This window comes from Acidovorax sp. GW821-FHT11A03 (assembly GCF_058809075.1).
Genome location: NZ_JBXASG010000002.1, coordinates 212429 through 239320 on the forward strand (window position 1 = coordinate 212429; position 26892 = coordinate 239320).

22 protein-coding genes and 1 riboswitch are annotated in these 26892 nt (G+C 69.7%); of the genes, 9 read left to right on the forward strand and 13 right to left on the reverse strand.

What is annotated here, in order from left to right; translation table 11 throughout:
* Nucleotides 1-19: 19 nt before the first annotated feature.
* The 9 genes from AC1RVY_RS04735 (at nt 20) to AC1RVY_RS04775 (ending at nt 9643) form a co-directional block, all read left to right on the forward strand.
* Nucleotides 20-538, forward strand: a complete 519-nt coding sequence (locus tag AC1RVY_RS04735) for a prepilin-type N-terminal cleavage/methylation domain-containing protein (RefSeq protein ID WP_255591235.1) — start codon at nt 20-22, stop codon at nt 536-538.
* Nucleotides 535-921 carry a type II secretion system minor pseudopilin GspI gene (gspI, locus tag AC1RVY_RS04740; RefSeq protein ID WP_218293312.1) on the forward strand — a complete coding sequence of 129 codons (387 nt, stop codon included), beginning with the start codon at nt 535-537 and terminating at the stop codon, nt 919-921. Before AC1RVY_RS04735 ends, gspI begins: the two co-directional genes overlap by 4 nt.
* A 178-nt stretch (nt 922-1099) precedes the next feature.
* Complete coding sequence (locus tag AC1RVY_RS04745; RefSeq protein WP_218293311.1) at nt 1100-1726, forward strand: PulJ/GspJ family protein; 627 nt, start codon at nt 1100-1102, stop codon at nt 1724-1726.
* A gap of 80 nt (nt 1727-1806) precedes the next feature.
* Nucleotides 1807-2817, forward strand: coding sequence for a type II secretion system minor pseudopilin GspK (gspK, locus tag AC1RVY_RS04750; protein ID WP_492805544.1), 1011 nt, complete (start codon nt 1807-1809; stop codon nt 2815-2817).
* Nucleotides 2818-2900: 83 nt separating this feature from the next.
* Nucleotides 2901-4199 carry a type II secretion system protein GspL gene (gene gspL, locus AC1RVY_RS04755; RefSeq protein WP_218293309.1) on the forward strand — a complete coding sequence of 433 codons (1299 nt, stop codon included), beginning with the start codon at nt 2901-2903 and terminating at the stop codon, nt 4197-4199.
* On the forward strand, nt 4196-4744 hold the full coding sequence (locus AC1RVY_RS04760; protein ID WP_218293308.1) for a type II secretion system protein M: 549 nt from the start codon (nt 4196-4198) through the stop codon (nt 4742-4744). The genes gspL and AC1RVY_RS04760 overlap by 4 nt, the downstream gene beginning before the upstream one ends.
* 58 nt (nt 4745-4802) lie before the next feature.
* A complete protein-coding gene (gene gspN, locus AC1RVY_RS04765; protein WP_492254634.1) occupies nt 4803-5612 on the forward strand; it encodes a type II secretion system protein N in 810 nt (269 codons plus the stop codon).
* Nucleotides 5613-5616: 4 nt separating this feature from the next.
* Nucleotides 5617-8241, forward strand: a complete 2625-nt coding sequence (gene gspD, locus AC1RVY_RS04770) for a type II secretion system secretin GspD (protein ID WP_492805545.1) — start codon at nt 5617-5619, stop codon at nt 8239-8241.
* Between the two features lie 13 nt (nt 8242-8254).
* On the forward strand, nt 8255-9643 hold the full coding sequence (locus AC1RVY_RS04775; RefSeq protein ID WP_218340433.1) for a GspE/PulE family protein: 1389 nt from the start codon (nt 8255-8257) through the stop codon (nt 9641-9643).
* Nucleotides 9644-9769: 126 nt separating this feature from the next.
* Here AC1RVY_RS04775 and AC1RVY_RS04780 read toward each other — a convergent pair whose 3' ends face one another.
* From AC1RVY_RS04780 to mraY, 13 genes are all read right to left on the reverse strand, one after another.
* Entirely contained in the window at nt 9770-11428 is a 1659-nt protein-coding gene (locus tag AC1RVY_RS04780) for a methyl-accepting chemotaxis protein (protein ID WP_218293305.1), read from the reverse strand.
* 178 nt (nt 11429-11606) lie between these two features.
* Entirely contained in the window at nt 11607-13487 is a 1881-nt protein-coding gene (gene thiC / locus AC1RVY_RS04785) for a phosphomethylpyrimidine synthase ThiC (protein WP_218294387.1), read from the reverse strand.
* Between the two features lie 141 nt (nt 13488-13628).
* Nucleotides 13629-13752, reverse strand: a riboswitch (TPP riboswitch).
* A 44-nt stretch (nt 13753-13796) separates the two neighbouring features.
* Nucleotides 13797-13973 (reverse strand): hypothetical protein, encoded by a 177-nt coding sequence (locus AC1RVY_RS04790; protein WP_218293304.1) that lies wholly within the window; start codon nt 13971-13973, stop codon nt 13797-13799.
* Nucleotides 13974-14055: 82 nt separating this feature from the next.
* Nucleotides 14056-14979 (reverse strand): UDP-3-O-acyl-N-acetylglucosamine deacetylase, encoded by a 924-nt coding sequence (lpxC, locus tag AC1RVY_RS04795; RefSeq protein ID WP_218340434.1) that lies wholly within the window; start codon nt 14977-14979, stop codon nt 14056-14058.
* A gap of 404 nt (nt 14980-15383) precedes the next feature.
* Nucleotides 15384-16625, reverse strand: coding sequence for a cell division protein FtsZ (gene ftsZ / locus AC1RVY_RS04800; RefSeq protein ID WP_218293302.1), 1242 nt, complete (start codon nt 16623-16625; stop codon nt 15384-15386).
* A gap of 175 nt (nt 16626-16800) precedes the next feature.
* A complete protein-coding gene (gene ftsA, locus AC1RVY_RS04805; RefSeq protein WP_008903721.1) occupies nt 16801-18030 on the reverse strand; it encodes a cell division protein FtsA in 1230 nt (409 codons plus the stop codon).
* A gap of 107 nt (nt 18031-18137) precedes the next feature.
* Nucleotides 18138-18944 carry a cell division protein FtsQ/DivIB gene (locus tag AC1RVY_RS04810; RefSeq protein WP_218293301.1) on the reverse strand — a complete coding sequence of 269 codons (807 nt, stop codon included), beginning with the start codon at nt 18942-18944 and terminating at the stop codon, nt 18138-18140.
* Nucleotides 18941-19927 carry a D-alanine--D-alanine ligase gene (locus AC1RVY_RS04815; protein WP_492805546.1) on the reverse strand — a complete coding sequence of 329 codons (987 nt, stop codon included), beginning with the start codon at nt 19925-19927 and terminating at the stop codon, nt 18941-18943. The genes AC1RVY_RS04810 and AC1RVY_RS04815 overlap by 4 nt, the downstream gene beginning before the upstream one ends.
* Complete coding sequence (gene murC, locus AC1RVY_RS04820; RefSeq protein WP_218340435.1) at nt 19924-21357, reverse strand: UDP-N-acetylmuramate--L-alanine ligase; 1434 nt, start codon at nt 21355-21357, stop codon at nt 19924-19926. The genes AC1RVY_RS04815 and murC overlap by 4 nt, the downstream gene beginning before the upstream one ends.
* Nucleotides 21354-22421, reverse strand: a complete 1068-nt coding sequence (gene murG / locus AC1RVY_RS04825; RefSeq protein ID WP_492805547.1) for an undecaprenyldiphospho-muramoylpentapeptide beta-N-acetylglucosaminyltransferase — start codon at nt 22419-22421, stop codon at nt 21354-21356. Before murG ends, murC begins: the two co-directional genes overlap by 4 nt.
* On the reverse strand, nt 22418-23689 hold the full coding sequence (gene ftsW / locus AC1RVY_RS04830) for a putative lipid II flippase FtsW (protein WP_218340437.1): 1272 nt from the start codon (nt 23687-23689) through the stop codon (nt 22418-22420). Before ftsW ends, murG begins: the two co-directional genes overlap by 4 nt.
* Nucleotides 23686-25683: a UDP-N-acetylmuramoyl-L-alanine--D-glutamate ligase gene (gene murD, locus AC1RVY_RS04835; protein WP_492805548.1), complete on the reverse strand. Its 1998-nt coding sequence runs from the start codon at nt 25681-25683 to the stop codon at nt 23686-23688. Before murD ends, ftsW begins: the two co-directional genes overlap by 4 nt.
* Entirely contained in the window at nt 25680-26858 is a 1179-nt protein-coding gene (mraY, locus tag AC1RVY_RS04840; protein WP_218293295.1) for a phospho-N-acetylmuramoyl-pentapeptide-transferase, read from the reverse strand. The genes murD and mraY overlap by 4 nt, the downstream gene beginning before the upstream one ends.
* Nucleotides 26859-26892 lie beyond the last annotated feature (34 nt).

Consider the following 26892-nt stretch of genomic DNA (forward strand, 5'->3'; position numbering starts at 1 on the left):
CGCCGTGCACCCCCGCCCCATGACACTGGCGCGCCCCAGGCCGGGGATGCCGTGGAACCGGCCTGGCCGGGCCACCGGTGGCCCGGCCCCTCTGCGGGGACGCCGCGCAGCGGCCCAGGGGGGCTTCACGCTGCTGGAGCTGCTGGTGGTCATCAGCATCATCGCGCTCGCCACGGCGGGCGTGGGCGTGGCGATGCGCGACAGCGGGCAGACGCTGATCGAGCGCGAGGCGGCCCGGCTGGCGGCATTGCTGGAATCCGCGCGCGCGCAGTCGCGCGCCGGCGGCATGCCCGTGCGCTGGCGCACCGAGGCACGCGGGTTCCGCTTCGAAGGGCTGCCGCCCAGCGCGCAGCAGGCGCTGCCCAGCCAGTGGCTGGATGCGGGCACCACGGCGCGCGCCCCCACCGTGCTGGTGCTGGGACCGGAGCCGCTCATCGGCCCGCAGCAGGTGCTGATCACCCACCACGCCCATCCCGAACGCGCGCTGCGCGTCGCCACCGATGGCGTGCGCCCCTTCACCGTCGAGCCGGTCCAGTGAGCAGCCGTCCGCGCCCGGATCGACGCAGCGCGCCGCAGCGCGGCTTCACGCTGGTGGAAGTGCTGGTGGCGCTGGGCATCGTCGCCATCGCCCTCATGGCGGGCCTGCAGGCCACCACCGCGCTCACCCGCAACGCGCTGCGCCAGTCGGACATCGTGCTGGCCCAGCTGTGCGCCGAGAACGAGCTCGTGTACACCCGCCTGTCGCGCCAGATGCCCAGCGTGGGCGACAGCACGCTCGCCTGCGAACAGGCGGGGCGCACGCTCACCGTCGCCGTGAGCGTGCGCCCCACGCCCAACCCGAGCTTTCGCCGCGTGGACGCGCAGGTGCTGGATGGCGACAACTCCATCCTGCGCATCTCGACCATCATTGGAAGGTATTGACCAGATGCCCCCCCTGAGTCGCTTCGCGCCTTCCCCCCAGGGGGACGCCACCCGTGGCCTGGCAAAGCCAGTTCCAAGGTGGCACTGGCGTTGGGGCGCGCCAGGTTCCACGGCCTCCGGCGATGCGCGGCCGCATGTCAGAAGGAACCCGTCATGTCGCACTCACGGTGGCTTCACCTTGGTCGAACTGCTGCTGGCGATTGCGGTGATGAGCCTGCTGGCCATCCTGAGCTGGCGCGGGCTCGATGGCATGGTGCGGGCGCAGGAGATCACGCGCCAGCGGGCGGATGAAATGCTGGTGCTGCAGGCGGCGCTGGGCCAATGGGGCACGGACCTGGATGCGCTCACGCCGATCGCCAACACCACGCCGCTCGACTGGGACGGCCAGGTGCTGCGCCTGACGCGGCGCAGCAGCGCCGTGCCCGACGAAGGCGCCCTGGTGGTGGCCTGGACACGCCGGGGCGCCCAGGGCGAGGGCCAGTGGATGCGCTGGCAGTCTCCCCCGGTGCGCACGCGCGCCCAATGGCAGGAGGCCTGGCAGCTGGCGGCGCAATGGGCGCGCACGCCGGGCGAGGCCGAGCGGCGCCACGAGATGACGCTGCTGCCGCTGGCGGACTGGCAGATCTTCTACTACCGGGGCGGCGCCTGGTCCAACCCGCTCTCCAGCAGCGGCGCCAGCGCGAGCGGCGCGGCGGCCATCCCCGACGGCGTGCGCCTGCAGATCACCCTGCCGCCAGGCCAGGCCCTGGTCGGGCGCCTCACGCGCGACTGGGTGAACCCGGTGCTGGGCGGAGGCAGGTCGTGAGGCGCCGCGCACCACGCACCCATGACGCTGGCACGGCCAACGCCAGTGCCCCCGTGGAACCGGCTTTGCCGGGCCACCGGATGCGTCTCCCTCCCGCGCAGCGAGAGAGAGGGAAGGCGCGCAGCGCCTCACGGGGGGCCGCTTTGCTGCTGGCCATGCTCACCGTCACGCTGGTGGCCACCTTCGCGGCCGCGGCCATGTGGCAGCAGTGGCGCGCGGTGGAGGTCGAGACGGCCGAGCGCGGCCGCGTGCAGTCCACCTGGATCCTGGTCGGCGCGCTCGACTGGTCGCGCCTGATCCTGCGCGAGGATGGCCGCTCGGGCGGCGCCGACCACCTGGCCGAGCCCTGGGCCGTGCCGCTGCAGGAGGCGCGGCTGTCGACCTTTCTCGCGGCGGACAAGAACGTGAGCCAGGTGGACGACGCCAGCACCGACACCACCGAGGCCTTCCTGTCGGGGCAGATCTCGGACATGCAAGGCCGCATGAACCTCATGAACCTGGCGGCCACCGGGCCCGAGCAGGCCGTGGCGATGCGGCAGTTCACGCGGCTGTTCGAACGCCTGGGGCTGCCGCAGCAGGAGCTCGGCCTGCTCGCGCAGGCCCTGCGGCAGGCACAGGCCACAACGGGCAGCGACAGCAGTACGGCGCCACTGATGCCACCCACCGTGTCCCAGCTGGGCTGGCTGGGCCTGGCTCCCGCCACCGTCGTCCACCTGACCCCGCACGTGGCGTTGCTGCCCGTGCGCACCCCGGTCAACATCAACACCGCCGACATCGACGTGCTGCTGGCCGCCATCGACGGCCTGGACATGGCCAGCGCCCAGAAGATCCTGCAGGTCCGCGAGGCACGGCATTTCCGCACCCTGAGCGAAGTGCGCGACCTGCTGGGCGCGAACATCGACATCAATGAAGGCGCCCATGCGGTGGCCTCCTCCTACTTCGAGGTGCGGGGCCGCCTGCGCCTGGGCGATGCGATGGTGGACGAGCGGTCGCTGGTGCGCAAACAGGGTATCGAGGTGACCACGCTGTGGCGCGAACGCGGCGCTTTTGACCGCGAAAACACCGGGGCCGCGCCGCAGCCTCCGCGCTGAGACGCAACACATCCGCAACACATCCGCGGGTTGGGCCCTGCACTGTCAAGCCCGCCCCCTAAAATGGCCCGCAAAACCCGTCCATGAGCACCCTCATCCTTTTCCTGCCGCCCGCCCGCCCGGGCCCCGCCACCGAGTACAGCTACACGCTGACGGCGGACGGCCACACCGCCATCCGACATGCCAGCGCCCCGGCGGCGCTGCTGCCCGAGCCCACGCGCCCTGGCGGCGAGGTCGTGGCCGTGGTGCCCGCGCGGGCGCTGTCGTGGCAGAAGGTGCAGCTGCCCCCCGGCCTGCCCCTGGGCGCCGGGCAGCAGACACCGCGCCTGCGGTCCGTTCTGGAGGGGCTGCTCGAAGACCGCGTGCTTGACGATGCCTCCCAGCTGCACTTCGCGATCCAGCCCGCGGCGCACCCCGGCGAACCCGTGTGGGTGGCCGTGTGCGACCGCGCCTGGCTGCGCGAGAACCTGCAGGCGCTGGAGGCCGCGGGCCGCCGCGTGGCGCGCGTGGTGCCCGAGTTCGCCCCCGGCCCGACCGCCAGCGGCCGCCCCGAACTGTGCGTGCTGGGCACGCCCGAGGACGCCTGCGTGGTCCTGACGGGCCAGGGCGCGGACCACGGCGTGGCCGTGCTGCCCCTGTCGAACATGGCCATGGCGCTGGCCCGCGCGGGCATGCCCGCCCAGGCGGCTTCCGGCGAGGACGGCGACGCTCCCGTCGTGCGCGCCGAGCCCGCCGTGGCGGCCCTCGCGGAACGCACCCTGGGCCAGCGCGCGGCGCTGCACACGGCCAGCCAGCGGGCGCTGGAAGCCGCGCGCGGCGACTGGGACCTGGCCCAGTTCGATCTGGCCAGCACGGGACGCACGCGCGCGCTGCGCAAGGCGGGCAGCGTGGCCAGCGCACTGCTGTACGCCCCCCAGTGGCGCGCGGCGCGGTGGGGTGCCGGGCTGCTTGCCGCGGCCCATCTGGTGGGACTCAACGCCTGGGCCTGGCAGGAGCGCCAGGCGCTGGCGGCCAAGCAGGCCGCGGTGCGCGCCACGCTGACCCAGACCTTCCCCAAGGTGCAGGTGGTGGTGGATGCCCCCGTGCAGATGGAGCGCGAGCTGGCGCAGCTGCGGCAGGCCGCCGGCAGCGTCTCGGCGCGCGACCTGGAGCCCCTGCTGGCCGCCGCGGGCACCGCCCTGCCCAGCGGCCGACAGCCCACCGGCATCGAATACACCCCCGGCGAGCTGCGCCTGCGCGGCGTGGCGCTGGCCCCCGACGAGGAACCCGCGCTCAGCGCCCGCCTGGAAGCCGCGGGCTACCGGGTGCGGCTGGAAGACGGCAGCCTGCTGATGAGCGCCGCCGAAGGCGGCCCACGGCCCCATGCGCAAGGCACCCCATGACACGCAACACCACCGCGCTGCGGGACCGCTGGCAGGCGCTGGCACCCCGCGAACAAACACTGGTCCTGGCCGCGGGCGGCCTGATCGCCCTCGCCCTGCTGTGGTGGGTGGCCGTGGCCCCCGCCCTGTCCACGCTGCGGACCGCGCCCGCCCGCCATGCCGCGCTCGACACGCAGCTTCAGCACATGCAGGGCCTGCAGGCCGAGGCCCAGCAGCTGCAATCCGCCCCGCGCACCAGCACCGGCGACGCGGTGGGCGCGCTGCGCACCGCCCTGACCCAGCGCCTGGGCAACACCGCCCAGCTCAATGTGGTGGGCGACCGCGCCACGGTGACGCTCAAGGGCGCGCCCGCCGACGCCCTGGGCCAGTGGCTGGCCCAGGCGCGCAGCAACGCACGGGCCACGCCGGTGGAGGCGCGGCTGGCCCGCAGCGCCCCGGCCGCCCCTCCCCCGGGCACCGCGGCACCCGCCGTCCTGGGCGCTCCGGCCTCGGCCATGCCACGCTGGGACGGCACGCTGGTCCTCGCCCTGCCAGCCCAGCGCTGACACGGCCCGCCAGACAGACCAGCCGACAGACAGACAGACAGACAGATATTCCCTTACCGTGGCCACCAGCACCCGCACCCGCAAGCCTCCCGTCCGTGCCCCGCGCTCCGCCTGGGGCTGGGCGCTGGCGGGCGCCGTGGCCGGCGTGCTGCCCGCCGTGCTGGCCTTCGCGCCAGCGCACTGGCTGGCGCGGGGCCTGGCCCGCGCCACCAATGGCCAGGTGCAACTGCTGCAGGCGCGCGGCACGGTCTGGACCGGCTCGGCCCAGCTGGTGCTGACCGGCGGCGCGGCGAGCCAGGACCGTGCGGCCCTGCCTGGCAGGGTGGAGTGGCGGTTGCGCCCCGGCCTCGCCGGCCTGCGCGCCCAGCTGCATGCGAGCTGCTGCACGCCCGAGCCCCTGCAGCTGCACGCACAGGCCCGCTGGGCCGGCCCCCGGCTGACCCTGGCCGATGGCCAAAGCCAGTGGCCCGCCGCCATCCTGGCCGGGCTCGGGACTCCCTGGAACACCTTGCAGCCCCAAGGCCAGCTCACGCTGCAGACGCGCGGCCTGGCCTTCAGCTGGACCGCGGGCCGCATGGTGCTGGAGGGCCAGGCCCAGATGGATGCGCGGGCCATGTCCTCGCGCCTGTCCACCCTGCGGCCCATGGGCAGCTACCGGCTGCTGCTGGCGGGCGGCGAGGTGCCCGCGCTCACGCTCAGCACGCTCGACGGCCACCTGCAGCTCAGCGGCACCGGCCAGTGGGTGGGCCAGCGCCTGCGGTTTGCGGGCGAGGCCAGCGCCACCCCCGAGCGCGAGGCCGCCCTGTCCAATCTCCTGAACATCATCGGACGGCGCAGCGGCGCGCGCTCCATCATCACCGTGGGTTGAACCTATGACTTCCTTGTTTTCGCACCGCCCGGGTTTTGCTCTCAAAACAATAGCATTCAGCGCTTTACTGACCTGCGCTGGCGGCCAGATCATTGCGCAGACCGCCATTGACACCAGCACCGGCAGCGTGCGCTCTGGCGAACCGGTCACGCTGAACTTCGCCAATGCCGAGATCGAGGCGGTGGCGCGCACCATGGCCACCATCACCGGCCGCAACGTGGTGGTCGATCCCCGCGTCAAGGGCCAGCTCAACCTGGTCACCGAACGGGCCGTGACACCCGCCGCCGCCTTCCAGCAGTTCCTGGCCGCGCTGCGCCTGCAGGGCTTCACGGTGGTGGAGGCCGCAGGCCTGTACAAGGTGGTGCCCGAGGCCGACGCCAAGCTGCAGGGCGGCAGCGTGAGCGTGGTGCAGGGCAACGCCGGCAGCGCGCCCGGGGGCGGGCAGATCGTCACGCAGATCTTCAAGCTCAACTTCGAGAACGCGGCCAACCTCGTGCCCGTGCTGCGCCCGCTGATCAGCCCCAACAACACCATCAACGTGAACCCTGGCAACAACTCGCTGGTGATCACCGACTACGCCGACAACCTGCAGCGCCTGGCGCGCATCGTGGCGGCCATGGATGTCTCCAACGCCAGCGACGTGGAAGTGATCCCTCTGCGCAACGCCGTCGCCACCGACCTCGCGCCGCTGGTGGCGCGCCTGATCGATGGCGGCAGCGGCGCCACCCCCGGCGCGCCAGGCGCACAGGGCCAGACCGACACCTCGTTCAAGACCACGCTGATCGCCGAGCCGCGCAGCAACGCGCTGATCCTGCGCGCGGCCAACCCGGCCCGCGTGGCCCAGGTGCGCGCGCTGGTGGCGCAGCTCGACCAGGCGCCCGCGCCCGGCAGCAGTGCGGCCACCGGCAACATCCACGTGGTCTACCTGAAGAATGCCGACGCCACCAAGCTGGCCACCACCCTGCGCGCCGCCATGGCGGCCATGGGCGGCAGCGGCAACACGGGTGGCGGCGGCGCGGGCGCAAGCGCCGCACCGGCGGCGCCCAGCGCAGGCGTGGGCGGTGGCAACAACAGCGGCAGCATGCTGTCCACGGGCAGCAGCCTGTCCGGGGGCGGCAGCAACTCCGGCCTGGGCTCTGGCAGCTCCAGCATGGGCACCAGCAGCACCAACAACAACCAGCCCTCCACCGGCGGCCAGATCCAGGCCGACCCGACAACCAACTCGCTCATCATCACGGCGCCCGAGCCGCTGTACCGCCAGCTGCGCACCGTCATCGACAAGCTCGACGGCCGCCGCGCGCAGGTGCTGGTGGAAAGTCTGATCGTGGAGGTGTCGGCCAACAAAGTGGCGCAATTCGGCATCCAGTGGCAGGGCATCCTGGGCAAGCAGGGGGACGGCACGGTGGGTGTGATCGGCACCAACTCCGGCGCGGCCGGCGCCAACATCCTGGGGCTGACCGCCGCGCTGGCCTCGGGCAGTGCCAGCAGCATCGCCACCGCCGCGGGCGGCCTGGGCGGGGGCCTGAACCTGGCGCTCGCGCCGCGCATCAACGGCCAGTACTACCTGGGCGCGCTGGCCAACTTCCTGCAGAACAGCGGCGACGCCAACGTGTTGTCCACCCCCAACCTGATGACGCTGGACAACGAGGAGGCGCGCATCCTCATCGGCGACAACGTGCCCTTCGTCACGGGCTCGTATGCGAACACCGGCAACAGCGGCACCGTGAACCCGTTCAACACCGTGGAGCGCAAGGACGTGGGCCTGATGCTCAAGGTGCGCCCGCAGATCGGCGAGAACGGCACCGTGAAAATGGCGATCTACCAGGAGATCTCCAAGATCGACCGCTCCACCCTGTCCAACGCCACCGGCCCCACCACCAGCAAGCGTGCGGTCGAATCGAACGTGGTGGTGGACGACGGCAGCATCATCGTCATCGGCGGCCTGCTGGAGGACACCTACTCGCAGGGCGAAGACAAGGTGCCCGTGATGGGCGACCTGCCCGTGGTGGGCAACCTGTTCAAGAGCGAGAACCGCTCGCGCCGCAAGACCAACCTGATGATCTTCCTGCGCCCCATCGTGGTGCGCGACAACGCGACCAGCGACGCCCTGGTGGTGGACCGCTACGAAGCCATCCGGGCGCTGCAGCACGCCACCCAGCCCGCCCCTAGCCTGATGATGGGTACGGTATCGGGGGCCCCGGTGCTGCCCGCACTGCCCGTGGCACCCGAACGCACCGCCCCCGCCGCCATGCCGGCGCCCCTGCAGCAGCAACAGCAGCAGCAGCTGACCCCGGTGCCCGCGCCCCAGCCAGTCAACCCCGCCACGGCCCCACAAAGCAGCGCCCCGGCCCAGCCCGGCACCGCCGCCACGCCCATGGCCAAGGTGCCGGTGCCCCTGTACTACGTGAACGTCGGCGTGATGGGCCAGGACGCCCAGTCCAGGAGCGCGATGGCCAAGCTGCGCGACTCCGCGCTGCCGCTGTCCCTGCAGGCGGTGGAAACCAACCGGGGCAAAGCCACCCGCGTGCGCGTAGGCCCGTTCGCCACGGAAGACGCCGCCCAGGCGGCTGCGGCCACGGTGCGCAGCCAGACGGCCTTGAACGCCACGGTGGCGGCCCAGGCGCTCTGAGGACCGAGCCCCCATGCGCCACCCCCTACCCTACGCCTTTGCCCGCACGGCCCAGCTGCTGCTGGAGGACGACGGCCACCAGCTGGTGCTGTGGCATGGCCCCAGCCCCGACGCGGGAGCGCTGTCCGAAGTGCTGCGCAAGCACCCTGTGCAGCAGCTGCTGCCGCTGGACGCCCCGGCCCTGGCCCAGCGCATCAGTGCCGTGTATTCGCACAGCGAATCGAGCGCCGCCACGGTGGTGAGCGAGGTCGAGAGCGACGCCGACCTCTCGCGCATGATGCAGGAACTGCCCGCCGTGGAAGACCTGCTGGAATCGGCTGGCGACGCGCCCATCATCCGCATGCTCAACGCCCTGCTCACGCAGGCCGCGCGCGACGGCGCGAGCGACATCCACATCGAGCCCTACGAGCGCCATTCCAGCGTGCGTTTTCGCGTGGACGGCACGCTGCGCGAGGTGGTGCAGCCCAACCGCGCGCTGCACGCCGCCCTGATCTCGCGCCTGAAGATCATGGCCGACCTGGACATCTCTGAGAAACGCCTGCCGCAGGACGGCCGCATCAGCCTGCGCCTGGGTACCCGCGCCATCGACGTGCGCGTGTCCACGCTGCCCAGCGCCCATGGCGAGCGCGCCGTGCTGCGCCTGCTGGACAAGAGCGAGAGCAAGCTGAGCCTGGAAGCCGTGGGCATGCAGGGCGACACCCTGCGCCGCTTTGAGGGCCTCATCAGCCAGCCACACGGCATCATCCTGGTGACGGGCCCCACGGGCTCGGGCAAGACCACCACGCTGTATGCGGCGCTGGGCCGGCTCGATGCCACGCGCAACAACATCATGACGGTGGAAGACCCCATCGAGTACGAGCTGCCCGGCGTGGGCCAGACCCAGGTCAACAGCAAGATCGAGCTGACCTTCGCCAAGGCCCTGCGCGCCATCCTGCGCCAGGACCCGGACATCATCATGATCGGCGAAATCCGCGACTTCGAGACCGCGCAAATCGCCATCCAGGCCTCGCTGACAGGCCATTTGGTGCTGGCCACGCTGCACACCAACGACGCGGCCAGCGCCGTGACGCGCCTGACCGACATGGGCGTGGAGCCGTTCCTGCTGTCGTCCTCGCTGCTGGGCGTGCTGGCCCAGCGCCTGGTGCGCAAATACTGCAGCCATTGCCATGGGGCAGGCTGCGAGCACTGCGGCCAGACGGGCTACACCGGCCGCACCGGCGTGTTCGAGCTGCTGGTGACCACGGACGCGATCCGCGCCCAGATCCACAACCAGGCCTCCGAGGCCGACATCCGCACCGCCGCGCTGGCCGATGGCATGGCGCTGATGCGGGAGGATGGCGAGCGGCTCATCGCGGCGGGCATCACCAGCCGCGAGGAAGTGCTGCGCGTGACGCGGGACTGATCCCACGGGCCGGCGGCCGCGCCACAGGCCCTCTCGGTGACGGTGCACCACCGGGATCATTTTGCTACTTTTTTAATAGCAATCCGCGCTTGACAATCAAGCGCTAGAGGCCCAAAACGCTTGGGATCAGCGGATCTGCAGCGCGGGGCGCCGGCCCGCCGGTGAAACGGCGGGCGCGGGCGAGGCCAGCGGTGCCGATGAAGGCGAGGAGGGCAGCTCCGAGCCCCCCCCTTGCAGCTTGAACTGGCGGACCGCGCTGGTCAGCTGCACCGCCTGTTCGCGCAGCGATTCCGAGGCCGCGGTGGACTGCTCCACCAGGGCCGCGTTCTGCTGCGTCATCTGGTCGAGCTGCGAGACGGCCTGGCTGATCTGGCCGATGTTGTCGCTCTGCTCGGCCGACGAAGCGGTGATCTCGCCAATGATGTCGGACACGCGGCGCACGCTGCTCACGATCTCGGTCATGGTCTGGCCGGCCTGGCTCACGAGGCGCGAGCCGTCCTCGACACGCTCCACCGAGGAGCTGATGAGGCCCTTGATCTCCTTGGCGGCCTCTGCGCTGCGCTGCGCGAGGCTGCGCACCTCGCTCGCCACCACGGCAAAGCCGCGGCCCTGTTCGCCCGCGCGCGCGGCCTCGACCGCGGCATTGAGCGCCAGGATGTTCGTCTGGAAGGCGATGGAGTCGATCACACCCGTGATGTCGGCGATCTTGCGCGAGCTGGTGGTGATCTGGTCCATGGTGGTCACCACCTGCGACACCACGGTGCCGCCGCGCGCGGCCACCTCGGCGGCCGTGGAGGCGAAGTCGCTGGCCTGGCGCGAGGACTGCGCGCTTTGCTGCACGGTGCTGGTCAGCATCTCCATGGACGAAGCGGTTTCCTCCAGATTGGCCGCCGTCTGCTCGGTGCGGTGGCTCAGGTCGTGGTTGCCGCTGGCGATCTCGGAGCTGGCGGTGGAGATGTTGCCCGCCGTGTCCTGCACCTGGCGCACCAGGCCGCGCAGCGCATCCTGCATGCGCCCCATGGCGGCCACCAGCTGGCCCACCTCATCCTGGTTCATGGCCTCCACATCGCGCGACAGGTCGCCGCTGGCGATGCGGTCGGCCAGCTCCTGCGCCTGGCGCAGCGATCCGGTGATGGAGCGCACGCTGAAGAACGTGAGCGGGATCAGCACGGCCAGCCCCAGCAGCAGGCCGATGCCGATGAAGGCCGACATGGTGGAGGTGCGCGACTCCACGCCCGCGCGGGCCTCGTCCATCTGCGCGCGGGCCGTGGTGGCCAGGCTGGAGAACAGCTTGTCGGTGGCCTCCATGTGGACCTTGAGCCGGTCGGCATAGGCGCCGCCGCCGGCACCATCGAGCTGCGCGCCCTCGATCTTCTCGAAGATGGGGGAAATGCCGGTTTCGTACTGCTTGATCTCGGCCAGCGACTTGTCGATGGACTCGACGAAGGCCGCATCGCCCGACTGCACCTGGCGCACGTCGGCCAGGCTCTTGCGCAGCGCGGCCAGTGTCTTGGCCCAGGTCTCGCGCAGCGCGGAGACCTCGACCGAGTTGTTGAAGTTGATGATGATGTCTTTTTCGGTACGGCGCAGGTCGCCCAGCGTGGTGCGCAGCTCCGACATGTCGGTGAGGGTCTGTACGCGCTGCGAGAACAGCACCTGCAGCGTGCCGCGCGTGCGGTCCAGCGCCACGTAGCCCATGGCGCCGATGACAACAAGCAGGATCAGGGAAAAGACGGTTCCGAAGTAAAGGCGCGTGCGGATGGAGAAGCGGCCCAGAGCATTCATGGCTCTTCCTTACAATTTTTAACAGACAATCCAGCATAGCAAATTTGGTGCCACGCCCTCCCCCCGGTCTTCTGAACCGAGTGTGGCCGGACTATATGCCGGGCTGCCGCCCCCGCCGCACAGGGTAAGCACCGCCCCGGGGCCCTTTGCAGGGAATCCCCGGGGTCAGTAGGCGGGCTTATGCCACCGGTGTCACGGGAATGTAGAACTGCCCGCCGCGCTGCTGGAATTCCGCCGCCTTGGTCTGCATGCCCTGGGCCAGCGCCTCGGCCTCCGCCACGCCCTTCTGGGCGGCAAATTCGCGCACTTCCTGCGTGATCTTCATGGAGCAAAACTTGGGGCCGCACATGGAGCAGAAGTGCGCCACCTTGGCGCTGTCCTTGGGCAGCGTTTCGTCGTGGTATTCCTTGGCCGTGTCGGGGTCCAGGCCCAGGTTGAACTGGTCCTGCCAGCGGAAGTCGAAACGCGCCTGGGAGAGCGCGTCGTCGCGCGCGCGGGCCCCCGGGTGGCCCTTGGCCACGTCGGCCGCGTGCGCGGCGATCTTGTACGCGATGATCCCCTGCTTGACGTCGTCGCGGTCGGGCAGGCCCAGGTGCTCCTTGGGCGTCACGTAGCACAGCATGGCCGTGCCCATCCAGCCGATCATGGCCGCACCGATGGCCGATGCGATGTGGTCGTAGCCCGGTGCGATGTCGATGGTCAGCGGGCCCAGGGTGTAGAACGGCGCCTCGTGGCAGGTCTTGAGCTGCTCGGTCATGTTGGCCTGGATCATGTGCATGGGCACGTGGCCGGGGCCTTCGATCATGGTCTGCACGTCGTGCTTCCAGGCCACCTGGGTCAGCTCGCCCAGCGTGTGCAGCTCGGCGAACTGCGCCTCGTCGTTGGCGTCCGATGCGCAGCCGGGGCGCAGGCCGTCGCCCAGGCTGAACGACACGTCGTACGCCTTCATGATGTCGCAGATGTCCTCGAAATGCTCGTACAGGAAGCTCTCGCGGTGGTGCGCCATGCACCACTTGGCCATGATGGAGCCGCCGCGCGAGACGATGCCCGTGCGCCGCTGCGCGGTGAGGTGGATGTAGGCCAGGCGCACGCCCGCGTGGATGGTGAAGTAGTCCACGCCCTGCTCGGCCTGCTCGATGAGCGTGTCGCGGAAGATGGCCCAGGTCAGGTCCTCGGCCACGCCGCCCACCTTTTCGAGCGCCTGGTAGATCGGCACCGTGCCGATGGGCACGGGCGAGTTGCGCACGATCCAGTCGCGCGTGGTGTGGATGTTCTTGCCGGTCGAGAGATCCATCACGTTGTCGGCACCCCAGCGGATGGCCCAGACGAGTTTTTCCACCTCTTCCTCGATGCTCGACGTGACGGCCGAGTTGCCGATGTTGGCGTTGATCTTGACCTTGAAGTTGCGCCCGATGGCCATGGGCTCCACCTCGGGGTGGTTGATGTTGGCGGGAATGATGGCGCGGCCCCGGGCCACTTCGTCGCGCACGAATTCGGGGGTGATGATCTTGGGGATGCTTGCGCCCATGGGGTTGCCCATCAGCCGCTGCTCGCGGCCAGCGTCGGCCATGTACTGCTCCATCCACTCGCGCTTGCCGTTCTCGCGGATGGCCACGTATTCCATCTCGGGCGTGACGATGCCCTTCTTCGCATAGTGCATCTGCGTGACGTTGGCACCCGCCTTGGCGCGCAAGGGCTTGCGCTGCAGGGCCGCGGCCTCGGCGCGCAGCTGGGCCAGACGGGTGGCGTCTTCGCTCTTCTGGCCATCGTCCAGCGCCACGGGCGCGCGGCCTTCGTAGTGCTCCACGTCGCCACGGCCGGTGATCCAGCCGCCGCGCACTCCCGCCAGGCCCTTGCGCACATCGATCGCAGCCTCGGGGTCGGTATACGGGCCGGAGGTGTCGTACACGCTGACCAGTTCGCCGTTGGTCAGCGCAATGTCGCGCACGGGCACGCGCAGATCGGTGTGCAGGTGGCCGGGGAGGTAGGCCTTGCGTGAGGCAGGAAAGGGTTCGCGCGTGCGTGCGAGCAACTCGGCGAACTTCTCGGGGGTGGCCAGCTTGGCGTGGGGGTCGGGGGCGTTCATGGGCAGGTCTCCTGGTTCCGGTGGCGGTGGGTGCTGCTCCGGAATGGACCTGTGCGCCCCTCGGGTGCGGCTGCACCTGAGGCATGGCGTGCCAGCAGGGACTGCGGGCACGGAGACAAGGAGGTCGGCTCTTCTTCCGCCGGTATGAACCGGATCAAGTTCGTCGGGTTCGCAAGGCCTGCCGAATTTCTTCAGCCACCTCGCATCTCAGCGCTTACGCACACCCCGGAGCAGGCGCGAGTATAGGCCAGAGAGAAAAAACCGCGCCGCGGAGCCTCTCGGTCAGGCGAGGCGCCCGATGAGGACCACCGCAAAGAAGAAGACGGCCGCGATCACCGTCCACTTGAGGATGACGAGCCCCAGGCGCTTGTAGCGCGCCTGCCCCGTGCCGGCATAGAAGGCAAACGACACGGCCGCCGCCAGGAGCAGCAGCATGGCCAGCCAGCGAAAGATCAGCATGTCAGGGACTCCCGGCGCCGTGAAAACGGGCGCGGCACTGGCAGGTGGCTCCGGGCTGTGGCCCGGGGATGGTGCTTCATGCTCACCAGGCGCGCGCCGGCTGGGCAAACCCGCCGGGCGCCTGGCGCTCGTCCTCGAACGTGACGACCTCCCAGGCATCGCGCTGGGCCAGCAGCTCGCGCAGCAGCAGGTTGTTCATGGCGTGGCCCGAGCGGAAGGCGCTGTAGGCCGCGAGCAGAGGCTTGCCGATCAGGTACAGGTCGCCCATCGCGTCCAGGATCTTGTGCTTGACGAACTCGTCGTCGTAGCGCAGCCCGTCGCTGTTGAGCACCTTGTAGTCGTCCATCACGATGGCGTTGTCGAGGCCGCCGCCCAGCGCCAGGCCGTTGGAGCGCATCATCTCCACATCGCGCGTGAAGCCGAAGGTGCGCGCGCGGGCGATGTCGCGGCTGTAGTTGCCTTGCCCCATGTCGAACTCCACGCGCTGGCCCGTGGAATCCACGGCGGGGTGGTCGAAGTCGATCTCGAAGCTGAGCTTGTAGCCGTGGTAGGGCGCAAGCCGAGCCCACTTGGCCGCGGCGCCCTCGCCTTCGCGCACTTCCACCGGGCGGGTGACGCGGATGAAGCGCTTGGGGGCGTTCTGCAGCTCGATGCCCGCGCTTTGCAGCAGGAACACGAACGATGCCGAAGAGCCATCCAGGATGGGCACCTCTTCGGCGGTGATGTCCACATAGAGGTTGTCGATGCCCAGCCCCGCGCAGGCCGACATGAGGTGCTCCACGGTGTGTACCTTCGCATTGCCCACGGCGATGGTGGACGCCAGGCGGGTGTCGGTCACGGCCTCCGCCCGGATGGGGATGTCCACCGGCTGCGGCAGGTCCACCCTGCGGAACACGATCCCGGTGTCCGGCTGCGCAGGCCGCAGGGTCAGCTCGACCCGCTGGCCACTGTGCAGGCCCACGCCCACGGCGCGGGTGATCGTCTTGAGGGTGCGTTGCTGGAGCATCCGGGGATTTTAGTGGGGGGACCCCGCAAAAACCATCCGCCGCTTCCTATGACCCTGATAGAAAACGGAGAGTCGCAGGGGCGGCTTACAAGCTGCAGGAGACGCGTGGGTAGCGCCCCGCAGCGACTGCATACGCGCCACGCGCAACCAGACGGCGGTGACTGCGCAGCTGAGGAGCATACGAGCCAAATAGGAAGCGCGGTGGTGGAAACCGTCACGGCCCAATGCCAGAGACACCGCGCAAGGGCCGCCCCGCCGCGCATGTCGAGAAACCCCTTGCCAGAGTCAAGGGGCGCTCGGTCTGTCCCAGCCCGCGCAGGCGGGCTGGGAGCCGCAGACCTCGCCCCCTCCCGCGCAGCGAGAGAGGGGGTGAAGCGGCGTAGCCGCTCAGGGGGAGTACCGAATCAATCCGCCTGCTTGCGCAGGAAGGCCGGAATCTCCAGGTCGTCCATGCCGCCCGAGGACAGCGCGTCCACGCGCGCCGCGGCCTGGGTGCGGTTGGTACGCCACACGCTGGGCACCGACATGCTGCCGTAGTCGGCCTGCGCGCTGCCGGCATGGCCGCCCTGCACGCCCATGGCCGAGCCCAGGGCCCCCGTGCCCGCGATGGGCATCTGGTAGGCCACGTTGTCCGTGCCGGTGCGCAGGCCGCCCTGCACCACCGAAATCGGCTGGCGGCGCGCGTTGGGGCGCGACAGGCCGGTGGCCACCACGGTCACGCGGATCTCGTCGCCCAGGCTGTCGTCATAGGCAGCGCCGTAGATCACGTGCGCGTCGGGCGAGGCGTAGGCATTGATGGTGCTCATGGCCAGGCGCGATTCGGACAGCTTCAGGCTGCCCTTGGCGGCCGTCACCAGCACCAGCACGCCCTTGGCGCCCGACAGGTCGATGCCTTCCAGCAGCGGGCAGGCCACGGCCTGTTCGGCGGCGATGCGGGCGCGGTCCGGGCCGCTGGCGGTGGCCGTGCCCATCATGGCCTTGCCGGGCTCGCCCATCACGGTGCGCACGTCTTCGAAGTCGACGTTCACGTGGCCGTATTCGTTGATGATTTCGGCGATGCCGCCCACGGCGTTCTTGAGCACGTCGTTGGCATGGGCGAAGGCTTCGTCCTGGGTGATGTCATCGCCCAGGACTTCCAGCAGCTTCTCGTTGAGCACCACGATCAGCGAATCCACGTTGGCTTCGAGCTCGGCCAGGCCGTTGTCGGCGTTGGTCATGCGGCGGCCGCCTTCCCAGTCGAAGGGCTTGGTGACCACGCCCACGGTGAGGATGCCCATTTCCTTGGCCACGCGGGCGATCACGGGTGCGGCGCCCGTGCCCGTGCCGCCGCCCATGCCGGCCGTGATGAACAGCATGTGCGCGCCGTCGATGGCCAGGCGGATGTCGTCCACCGCGGCCTCGGCGGCTTCGCGGCCCTTGTCGGGCTTGCTGCCGGCGCCCAGGCCGCTGCCGCCCAGCTGGATGTGGCGATGGGCCGAGCTGCGGGTCAATGCCTGCGCGTCGGTGTTGGCGCAGACAAACTCCACGCCCTGCACGCTGCGGGCAATCATGTGCTCGACGGCGTTGCTGCCGCCGCCGCCCACGCCGATCACCTTGATCTGGGTGCCCTGGTTGAATTCTTCGGCTTCGATCATTTCGATGGTCATGTTGGAGCTCCTGTTTCTTTCACTGAATTCGTTTGCAATCTCGTGTGCAACTGCCAATGGGTTGTTCGGTATGTCATCGTGCGCAGCGGGGATGGCGGTCCGGTACATCGTCGCCATCGCCCACGCGGTATTCGGTGCGGACTGCCTCTCGCCAGCCAAAGAGGAAATTTCATGGTCAGAAATTCCCCACGATGAAGTCCTTGAAACGGCCAAACGCCGTCTTCATGGAACCGCTTTTCTGTGCCACCTTGAAGCCGCGCAGCCGCGCCAGGCGCGCCTCTTCCAGTAGGCCCATGACGGTAGCAGCCCGGGGCTGTGCCACCATGTCAGACAAGGCGCTGGAATACTTCGGAATGCCGCGCCGCACGGGCTTCAGGAAGATGTCCTCGCCCAGCTCGATCATCCCGGGCATGACCGAGCTGCCGCCCGTGAGCACGATGCCCGACGACAGCACTTCTTCATACCCCGACTCGCGCACCACCTGCTGCACGAGCGAGAAGATCTCTTCCACGCGCGGCTCGATCACGCCGGCCAGCGCCTGCTTGCTGAGCATGCGGGGGCTGCGGTCGCCCAGGCCCGGCACTTCCACCTGCGCCTCGGGGTCGGCCAGCAGCTGCTTGGCGTAGCCGCTCTCGACCTTGATGTCCTCGGCGTCCTTCGTGGGCGTGCGCAGCGCCATGGCGATGTCGCTGGTGATGAGGTCGCCCGCGATCGGGATCACCGCCGTGTGGCGGATCGCGCCGCCGGTGAAGATGGCCACGTCGGTCGTGCCCGCGCCGATGTCGACCACCACCACGCCCAGCTCGCGCTCGTCATCCGTCAGCACCGCCTGGCTGCTGGCCAGGGGGTTGAGCATGAGCTGCTCGACCTCCAGGCCGCAGCGGCGCACGCACTTGATGATGTTCTCGGCCGCGCTCTGCGCACCGGTCACGATGTGGATCTTGGCCTCCAGGCGGATGCCGCTCATGCCGATGGGCTCCTTCACATCCTGCCCGTCGATCACGAACTCCTGCGGCTCCACCAGCAGCAGGCGCTGGTCGCTGCTGATGTTGATGGCCTTGGCCGTTTCCACCACACGCGCCACGTCGGCCGAGGTGACCTCCTTGTCCTTCACGGCCACCATGCCGCTGGAATTAAGGCCCCGGATATGGCTGCCCGTGATGCCGGTGTACACGCGCTGGATCTTGCAGTCGGCCATCAGCTCGGCTTCCTTCAGCGCCTGCTGGATGCTCTGCACGGTGGCGTCGATGTTCACCACCACGCCGCGCTTCAAGCCATTGCTCGGGGCCACGCCCAGGCCTGCGAGCTTGAGCTCGCCATTGGGCAGAACCTCGGCCACCACGGCCATGACCTTGGCCGTGCCGATGTCCAGCCCCACCACGACGTCTTTGTATTCTCTTGCCATATCAGTCTCTGCCCTTCTCTGTTCTGTCCCGCCGCACCCCGGCCTCATTCACGAACCGCCCCGCTCTCCACGCCACGCACCGCTGTTGCTGCTGCTGTTGCATGCCGTCACCTCCTGCGCACGCCACCCGCGGCGCCCATGGCATCGGGGATCACGGTGCTCACGCCGCGCATGCGCAGCGCATACCCCCCGGCGTGCCGCAGGTCCGCGGATTCCAGGGACTCCACGCGCCGGCCGTACTGCGCCGCCACCTGGGTCAAGGTGCGCGTGAAGCGCTGCGTGCGCTGCACCACCTCCTGCGGTGCCCCGCCCCCCAGCTCCACCACCGCGTCGCTGTCGAGCCTGGCGCGCCAGCCGCCCCGGCCGGTCAGTTCCAGGGACTCGACCTCCAGCCCCAGGGGCTTGAACACCGGTTGCAGCAGCCCAAACATCTGCAGCACCTCGGGGGAACTGCCCGCGGGGCCCAGCAGGCGGGGCAGGCCGTCCTGCTCCACATCGCCCACGTTGGCCTCGAACACCTCGCCCTGCCGGTTGACCATGGCCGAGCCGCTCTCCGGTCCCCAGTACGCCACGGCCTCGTGTTCCTGCAGCTCCACCTGCAGGCTGCCGGGGTAGACCCGCCGCACCTCGGCGCGGCGCACCCAGGGCACTTGCTCGAACGCCGCGCGCGCGGCGCGCAGGTCCACCGTGAAGAAGTTGCCCGCGAGGTGCGGCGCCACATTGGCCCGCAGGGTGACGGCGTTGTTGTGCACCAGCTCCCCCTGCACCACGATGCGCGCGATCGCGAAGCCCGGATAGCGCAGCATCCACCAGGCACCCGCCGCCAGCACGAGCAGGGCGCAGCCCACGAACAGGACCGACGCGGTCAGGTTCATGAGCTTGACGTCCAGCGGTGCGGGCAGCGCGGAGTTCATTTGGCGGCGGCTCCTTGCGTGTCGAGCACGGCATCGGCCAGGATGCGCAGGCACAGCTCCTCGTAGCTGATGCCCGCAGCGCGCGCGGCCATGGGCACGAGGGAATGGCCCGTCATGCCCGGCGAGGTGTTCATCTCCAGCAGAAAGGGCTTGCGGTCGCTGGCGCGCAGCATCAGGTCGGCGCGGCTCCAGCCCCGGCAGCCCAGGCTGCGGTAGGCGTCCAGCACGATGCGCTGGATCCCGCGCTCTTCCGCTTCGGGCAGGCCGCTCGGGCATTGGTATTTCACGTCGTCGGTGAAATACTTGTTCTGGTAGTCGTAGGCACCGTCGGGCGCCACGATGCGGATCACGGGCAGCGCGCGCGCGCCGGCGCCCTGGCCCAGCACGGCGCAGGTGACTTCCTCGCCGTCGATGAATTCCTCGCAGAGCACATCGGGGTCGTATTTCGCGGAGAGCTGCACGGCCTCCTGCATGTCCGAATAGCCGCGCACCTTGGTCACGCCGATGGACGAGCCCTCGCGCGGCGGCTTGACGATGAGCGGCAGGCCCAGCTCGTCGGGCACGGTGCGCACCACCTCGCGCTGCTGGCGGTCGGGCGCCAGCCACACGTAGCGCGGCGTGGGCAGGCCCTCGGCCAGCCACACCCGCTTGGTCATGACCTTGTCCATCGCGATGGCCGAGGCCATCACGCCCGGGCCCGTGTAGGGGATGCCCAGCAGTTCGAGCGCGCCCTGCACCGTGCCGTCTTCGCCATGGCGGCCGTGCAGCGCGATGAAGCAGCGGGCATAGCCGTCGCGCTTGAGATCGCCCAGCGGGTTCTGCGCGGGGTCGAACGCATGCGCGTCCACGCCGCGCGAGCGCAGGGCCTGCAGCACGCCGCTGCCGGACATCAGCGACACCTCGCGCTCGGCCGAGTCGCCGCCCATCAGCACGGCCACCTTGCCCAGGGACTTCACATCAAAATTCGAATCAAAAAGGGTCATAGCGCGCTCCCCTCCAGCGCCTTAAGCTCATTATTTTGTAGCAAATCAACCACCTTGCCGGGCACGGCGCCGATGGAGCCCGCGCCCATGCACATCACCACGTCGCCGTCCTTCGCGTTGTCGGCGATGGCCTGCGGCAGGTCGGCCACGTTGTCGATGAACACCGGCTCCACGCGGCCGGCCACGCGCAGCGCGCGCGCCAGTGAACGGCCGTCGGCCGCCACCACGGGCGCCTCGCCGGCGGCGTACACCTCGGTCAGCAGCACGGTGTCGGCATGGCCGATGACCTTCACGAAATCCTCGAAACAGTCGCGCGTGCGGCTGTAGCGGTGGGGCTGGAAGGCCAGCACCAGGCGGCGGCCCGGGAAGGCGCCGCGCGCCGCTGCCAACGTGGCGGCCATCTCCACCGGGTGGTGGCCGTAGTCGTCGATCACGGTGAACTGGCCGCCATCCCGGGCGGGAAGGTTGCCGTAGCTCTGGAAGCGCCGCCCCACCCCCTTGAAGCCGGCGAGCGCGCGCTGCACGGCCTCGTCGGGGATGTTCAGCTCCACGGCGATGGCGATGGCCGACAGCGCGTTGAGCACGTTGTGCTCGCCCGCGAGGTTGAGCACGATGTCCAGGTCGGGCAAGGTGACGCCGTTGCGCCGCTGCACGGTGAAGCGCATCTGCCCCGCCTCGGCGCGCACATTGATGGCACGCACCTGGGCATCTTCGGAAAAGCCGTAGCTCGTGATCGGGCAGGTCACGCTTTGCAGGATGTCGCGCACGGCCGGGCTGTCCACGCACAGCACGGCCGTGCCGTAGAACGGCATGCGGTGCAGGAAGTCGACGAACGCGCCCTTGAGCCGGCCGAAGTCGTGCCCGTAGGTGTCCATGTGGTCGGCGTCGATGTTGGTCACCACGGCCATCACGGGCAGCAGGTTCAGGAACGAGGCATCCGACTCGTCGGCCTCGACCACGATGTAGTCGCCGCTGCCCAGCTTGGCGTTGGCCCCCGCGCTGTTCAGTCGCCCGCCGATCACGAAGGTGGGGTCCAGGCCCGCCTCGGCCAGCACGCTGGTCACGAGGCTGGTGGTGGTGGTCTTGCCGTGCGTGCCCGCGATGGCGATGCCCTGCTTCAGGCGCATCAGCTCGGCCAGCATGAGCGCGCGGGGTACGACCGGGATCTTCTTTTCCCGGGCTGCGAGCACCTCGGGGTTGTCGGGCGTGACGGCCGTGGACGTGACCACGGCATCGGCGCCTTCGATGTGCGCCGCCGCGTGGCCCAGGCAGGTCTTGATGCCCAGGCCCTCCAGGCGGCGCAGCGTGGCGCTGTCGGCCAGGTCGGAGCCCGAGATGCGGTAGCCCAGGTTGAACAGCACCTCGGCGATGCCGCTCATGCCGGCGCCGCCCAGGCCGACGAAATGGATATGGCGAATGGCGTGCTTCATGGTGTTGCAAGCTCCTCGCAGGCAGTCACCACCTCGCGGGTGGCGTTGGTTTTTTGCATGTCTTTAGCTTTAAGCGCCACACCCACCAGGGTGGAACGCTGCATATTCAATAGCATCCCGGACAGCCCCTGGGGCGTCAGGTCGCGTTGCTGCACCAGCCAGCCGCCGCCGGCGTTCACCAGGAACTGGGCGTTGGTGGTCTGGTGGTCGTCCACGGCGGAAGGGAATGGCACGAACACGGCCGCCGCGCCCACGGCCGCGATTTCGGTCACGGTGCTCGCCCCCGCGCGGCAGACGATGATGTCGGCCTCCGCAAACGCGCTGGCGGTGTCGTCGATGAATGGCGTCAGCTCCGCATCGACCCCGGCGGCCGCATAGTGGGCGCGCAGCGCGTCGATCTGCGTCGCGCCGCTTTGGTGGACCACGGTGGGGCGTTGTTCGGCGGGCATCAGCGCGACGGCCTGCGGCACGATCTCGTTGAGGGCCCGTGCGCCCAGGCTGCCCCCCACCACCAGCAGGCGCAGCGGGCCGGAGCGGCCCGCAAAACGTTCGGCCGGGCCGGGTTGCCGGGTGAAGGCGGTGCGCAGCGGGTTGCCCACCCACTGGCCCTTCTTGAACACATCGGGGAAGGCCGTGAACACGCGGTCCGCGACACCTGCCAGCACCTTGTTGGCCATGCCGGCCACGGAGTTCTGTTCGTGCAGCACCAGGGGCTTGCCGGCCAGCACGCCCATCATGCCGCCCGGAAAGGTGATGTAGCCGCCCAGGCCCACCACCACATCCGGCTTCACGCGCCGCACCACGGCCAGCGCCTGCCAGAACGCGCGCAGCAGGCGCAGCGGCAGCAAAGCCAGCGTGACAAGTCCCTTGCCGCGCACGCCCGAGAAGTCGATGAGCTCCAGCGCGAAGCCGTGCTGCGGCACGATGCGCGACTCCATGCTGCCCGGCGCGCCCAGCCAGTGCACGCGCCAGCCGCGTGCACGCAGCTCCTCGGCGACGGCCAGTCCGGGGAAGATGTGGCCGCCGGTGCCGCCGGCCATGATGAGGGCGGTTTTTTGCGTCATACGCGCCCTCCCCTCATCAACAATTTGTTTTCATAGTCCACACGCAAGACCACGGCCAATGCCACCAGATTCATCAAGATGGCGGATCCGCCGAAGCTCATCAGCGGCAGCGTGAGCCCCTTGGTGGGCAGCGCGCCCAGGTTCACGCCCATGTTGATGAAGGCCTGGAAGCCGATCCAGATCGCCACGCCCTGCGCCACGAGGCCCGCGAACACGCGGTCGAGGGCGATGGCCTGGCGGCCGATGTGCATGATGCGGCGCGTCATCCACAGGAACAGCACGATGAGCGTGACCACGCCCACCAGGCCGAACTCCTCGCCGATCACGGCCAGCAGGAAGTCGGTGTGGGCCTCGGGCAGCCAGTGCAGCTTTTCCACGCTGCCGCCCAGGCCCACGCCAAAGATCTCGCCGCGCCCGATGGCGATCAGCGAGTGCGAGAGCTGGTAGCCCTTGCCCAGGGCGTGCTCCTCGCTGAACGGATCCAGGTAGGCGAACACGCGCTCGCGCCGCCAGGGGGAGCTGGCGATCATGATGCCGAAGGCCGCCACCAGCACGCCCGCGATCAGGAAGAACATGCGGGCGTTCACGCCGCCCAGGAACAGGATGCCCATGGCGATCACCGCCACCACCATGAAGGCCCCCATGTCCGGTTCGGCCAGCAGCAGCACGCCCACGATGGCCACGGCCGCCCCCATGGGCAGCACGGCGCGGAAGAACCGCTCCTTCACGTCCATCTTGCGCACCATGTAGTCCGCCGCGTAGATGAGCACGGCGAACTTGGCCACCTCGGAGGGCTGAAAGCCGATGGGCCCGAGCGACAGCCAGCGCCGCGCGCCATTGACCACCTTGCCCACGCCGGGAATCAGCACGGCCACCAGCAGCAGCAGCGCCACCACGAAGAGCCAGGGCGCCATGCGCTCCCACAGCGCCATGGGCACCTGGAAGGCCAGCAGCGCCGCGACGAACCCGACCACGAGGTACATCACGTGGCGGGTGAGGAAATGGGTGGAGGCGTAGTTGGCAAAACGCGGGTTGTCCGGCATCGCGATGGAGGCCGAATACACCATCACCAGCCCCCAGGCGAGCAGCGCCACCACCACCCACAGCAGCGCCTGGTCGAACCCGAGCACGCTCGCCGGCGTGCTGGTGGTGCGGGGCCGGTAGTCGGTGCCGCCCACGCGCACCGGCAGCACGTCCACGGCCTTGCCGGGCAGGCCGCCGAACCAGCCCGCCACGCGCTGCAGGAAGCTGCTGGCCGGTGCACTCATGCCGCGCCTCCTGTCGCATCGTCCGCCAGGGCATGCACCGTGTCGCAGAAGACCTGGGCGCGGTGCTCGTAGCCCCTGAACATGTCAAAGCTCGCGCAGGCGGGCGACATCAGCACCGCATCGCCCGCATGGGCGCGCTGCGAGGCCAGTTCCACGGCCTGCGGCAGGGTCTCGGCGTCGACCAGTGCCACGCCGCTGTCCTGCAGCGCGGCGCGGATCTGCGGCGCATCGCGCCCGATCAGCACCACCGCGCGCGCATGGCGCGCCACGGGCGCGGCCAGCGGAGAAAAATCCTGGCCCTTGCCATCGCCGCCCAGGATGACCACGATGCGGCGCTCCGCGCCCAGGCCGGTGAGGGCCGCCACCGTGGCGCCCACGTTCGTGCCCTTGCTGTCGTCGAAGTACTCGACGCCGTGGATGATGGCCACGGGCTCCACGCGGTGCGGCTCGCCCCGGTACTCGCGCAGCCCGTACAGCAGGGGCGCCAGCGTGCAGCCTGCCGCCGATGCCAGCGCCAGTGCGGCCAGCGCGTTCACGGCGTTGTGGCGGCCCCGGATGCGCAGCGCGTCAGCGGGCATCAGGCGCTGGATGTGGAGGTCCTCTGCGGCCTCGTTGCGGCCACGCTTGCGGGTTTCGTCCGCATCCATGGCGCGCACCAGCCAGGGCATGCCGCTCACCACCTCGATGCCGAAGTCGCCGGGGCGCTGGGGCATGTCGGCGCCAAACGTCAGGTGCTCGCGCACCTGGGGCTTTTGCAGCTTGACCTTGACCGGCGGCGGCAACATCTGCATCACGGCCGCGTCCTCGCGGTTCAGGATCATGAGCCCGGCCTGGCCGAAGATGCGCGCCTTGGCCGCCGCATAGGCCGCCATGTCGCCGTGCCAGTCCAGGTGGTCCTGCGTGACGTTGAGCACGGTGGCCGCCGTGGGCTCGAACCCGGTCACGCCGTCGAGCTGGAAGCTTGAGAGTTCCAGCACCCACACCTCGGGCAGCGTGCCCGCGTCGATGTGGCTGGCGAGCGTGTCGAGCAGCGTGGGGCCGATGTTGCCGGCCACGGCGACGCTCTGGCCCGAGCGCTCCACGAGTTGCCCCGTGAGCGAGGTCACCGTGGTCTTGCCGTTGGTGCCCGTGATCGCCAGCACCGCCGGGGCGTAGCCGTGCGAGGCCTTGAGCGCGCCCAGCGCCATGGAATACAAGCTCAATTCACCACCAGCGCTTATTCCACAAGCGCTGGCAGCTACTAAAACAGGAGCAATTGTCTGAGGACTCAAACCCGGTGAGCGGTAGACCGCATGCAGGTCCTGGCCTTCGACCAGGCTGGCGTCGAAGCCACCGGCCACAAAACGCACCTGGGGCAGCTCCTGCTGCAGCACCGCGAGCTGCGGCGGCGCGGCGCGCGTGTCGGCCACGGTGACCTCGGCGCCACAGCGCACGCACCAGCGCGCCATGGCCAGGCCCGAGGCGCCCAGGCCCAGGATGAGGATCTTCTGGCCCAGCAGCGGACGCAGGCCTTCGCCGGGCCGGCCCAGGGGCTCGGCGGGCCCATCGGCTGGAGCGTCCTGCGTGGCTTCTTCTTCATCAGCCACCTGCGGCAGCGCAGACGCGGCCTCGGGGGCCGCCACCTCGGCAAAAATCTGCGCCACGAAATCGGCGGCGGCCTTGGCGGCGGAGACCGCGGGCGGCTTTTCAGGGTCCCAGGCATTGGCCGCCGCGTTGGCTGCGCGTGCGCCTGTGGCGGGCCCGGGAGCCCCGGCCGTGCCATCGGCGCTTGCCGCAGGTTCCGTCGCGCCGGCCGTGGCGTCCACGGGTTCGGCGGCGGACAGCGCGCCGGGCCCGGCCACGTCGGTCACGCCTGGATCGCCCGGCACCACGTCCGCCGTGGACCGCTCTGGTGGCAGCTCCGCCTCCGGCGTTCCGGCAGGCGCATCCATGCCCGTGGCCGCCACGGGAGGATCGGCTGGTGCCGCCGGGATGAGGGGATCGTCCGGGTTCATCGCAGTTTCAATGTGGACAGGCCGATGAGGCACAGCAGCATGGTGATGATCCAGAAGCGCACGACCACCTGGGTCTCCTTCCAGCCGCTCTTTTCAAAATGGTGGTGCAGCGGCGCCATCTTGAGCAGGCGCCGGCCTTCGCCGTAGCGTTTCTTGGTGAACTTGAACCAGGTCACCTGCAGCATCACGGACAGCGCCTCGACCACGAAGATGCCCCCCATGATGGCCAGCACGATCTCCTGGCGCACGATGATGGCGATGGTGCCCAGCGCCGCGCCCAGCGCCAGCGCGCCCACGTCGCCCATGAACACCTGCGCGGGGTGCGCGTTGAACCACAGGAAGGCCAGGCCCGCGCCCGCCATGGCCGCGCAGAAGATCAGCAGCTCCCCCGAGCCCGGGATGTGCGGGAAGAACAGGTACTTGGAATACACCGAGCTGCCGGTGACGTAGGCGAACACGCCCAGCGCCGAGCCCACCATCACCACGGGCATGATGGCCAGGCCGTCCAGCCCGTCGGTCAGGTTCACGGCATTGCTGGAGCCCACGATCACGAGATAGGTCAGGATCACGAAGCCCAGCACTCCGAGCGGGTAGCTGATTTCCTTGAAGAACGGCAGCTGCAGCCCCGCCTTGGGCGGCAAATCGAGCGAGAAGCCCGATTGCACCCAGCCCACGAACAGCTCCCACACCTTGGCGTTGGAGCTTTCCGAGATGCTGAACACGAGGTACAGCGCGGCGATCAGGCCGATGACCGACTGCCAGAAATACTTCTCGCGCGAGCGCATGCCCTCGGGGTCCTTGTTGACCACCTTGCGCCAGTCGTCCACCCAGCCGATCGCGCCAAAGCCCAGCGTGACGATGAGCACGATCCACACGAAGCGGTTGGACAGGTCGAACCACAACAGGGTCGAGATCGCGATCGACAGCAGGATGAGCACGCCGCCCATGGTGGGCGTGCCGCTCTTGGACAGGTGCGTCTGCATGGCATAGCCCCGGATGGGCTGGCCGATCTTGAGCGAGGTGAGCACGCGGATCACCTTGGGCCCCGCGATGAGGCCGATGAGCAGCGCCGTCATGGCCGCCATCACCGCCCGGAACGTGAGGTACTGGAACACGCGGAAAAAGCCGAACTCGGGCGACAGACCCTGCAGCCATTGCGACAGCATCAGCAGCATGCGGCACCTCCCACGGGCGGCCGCGCCGCACGGA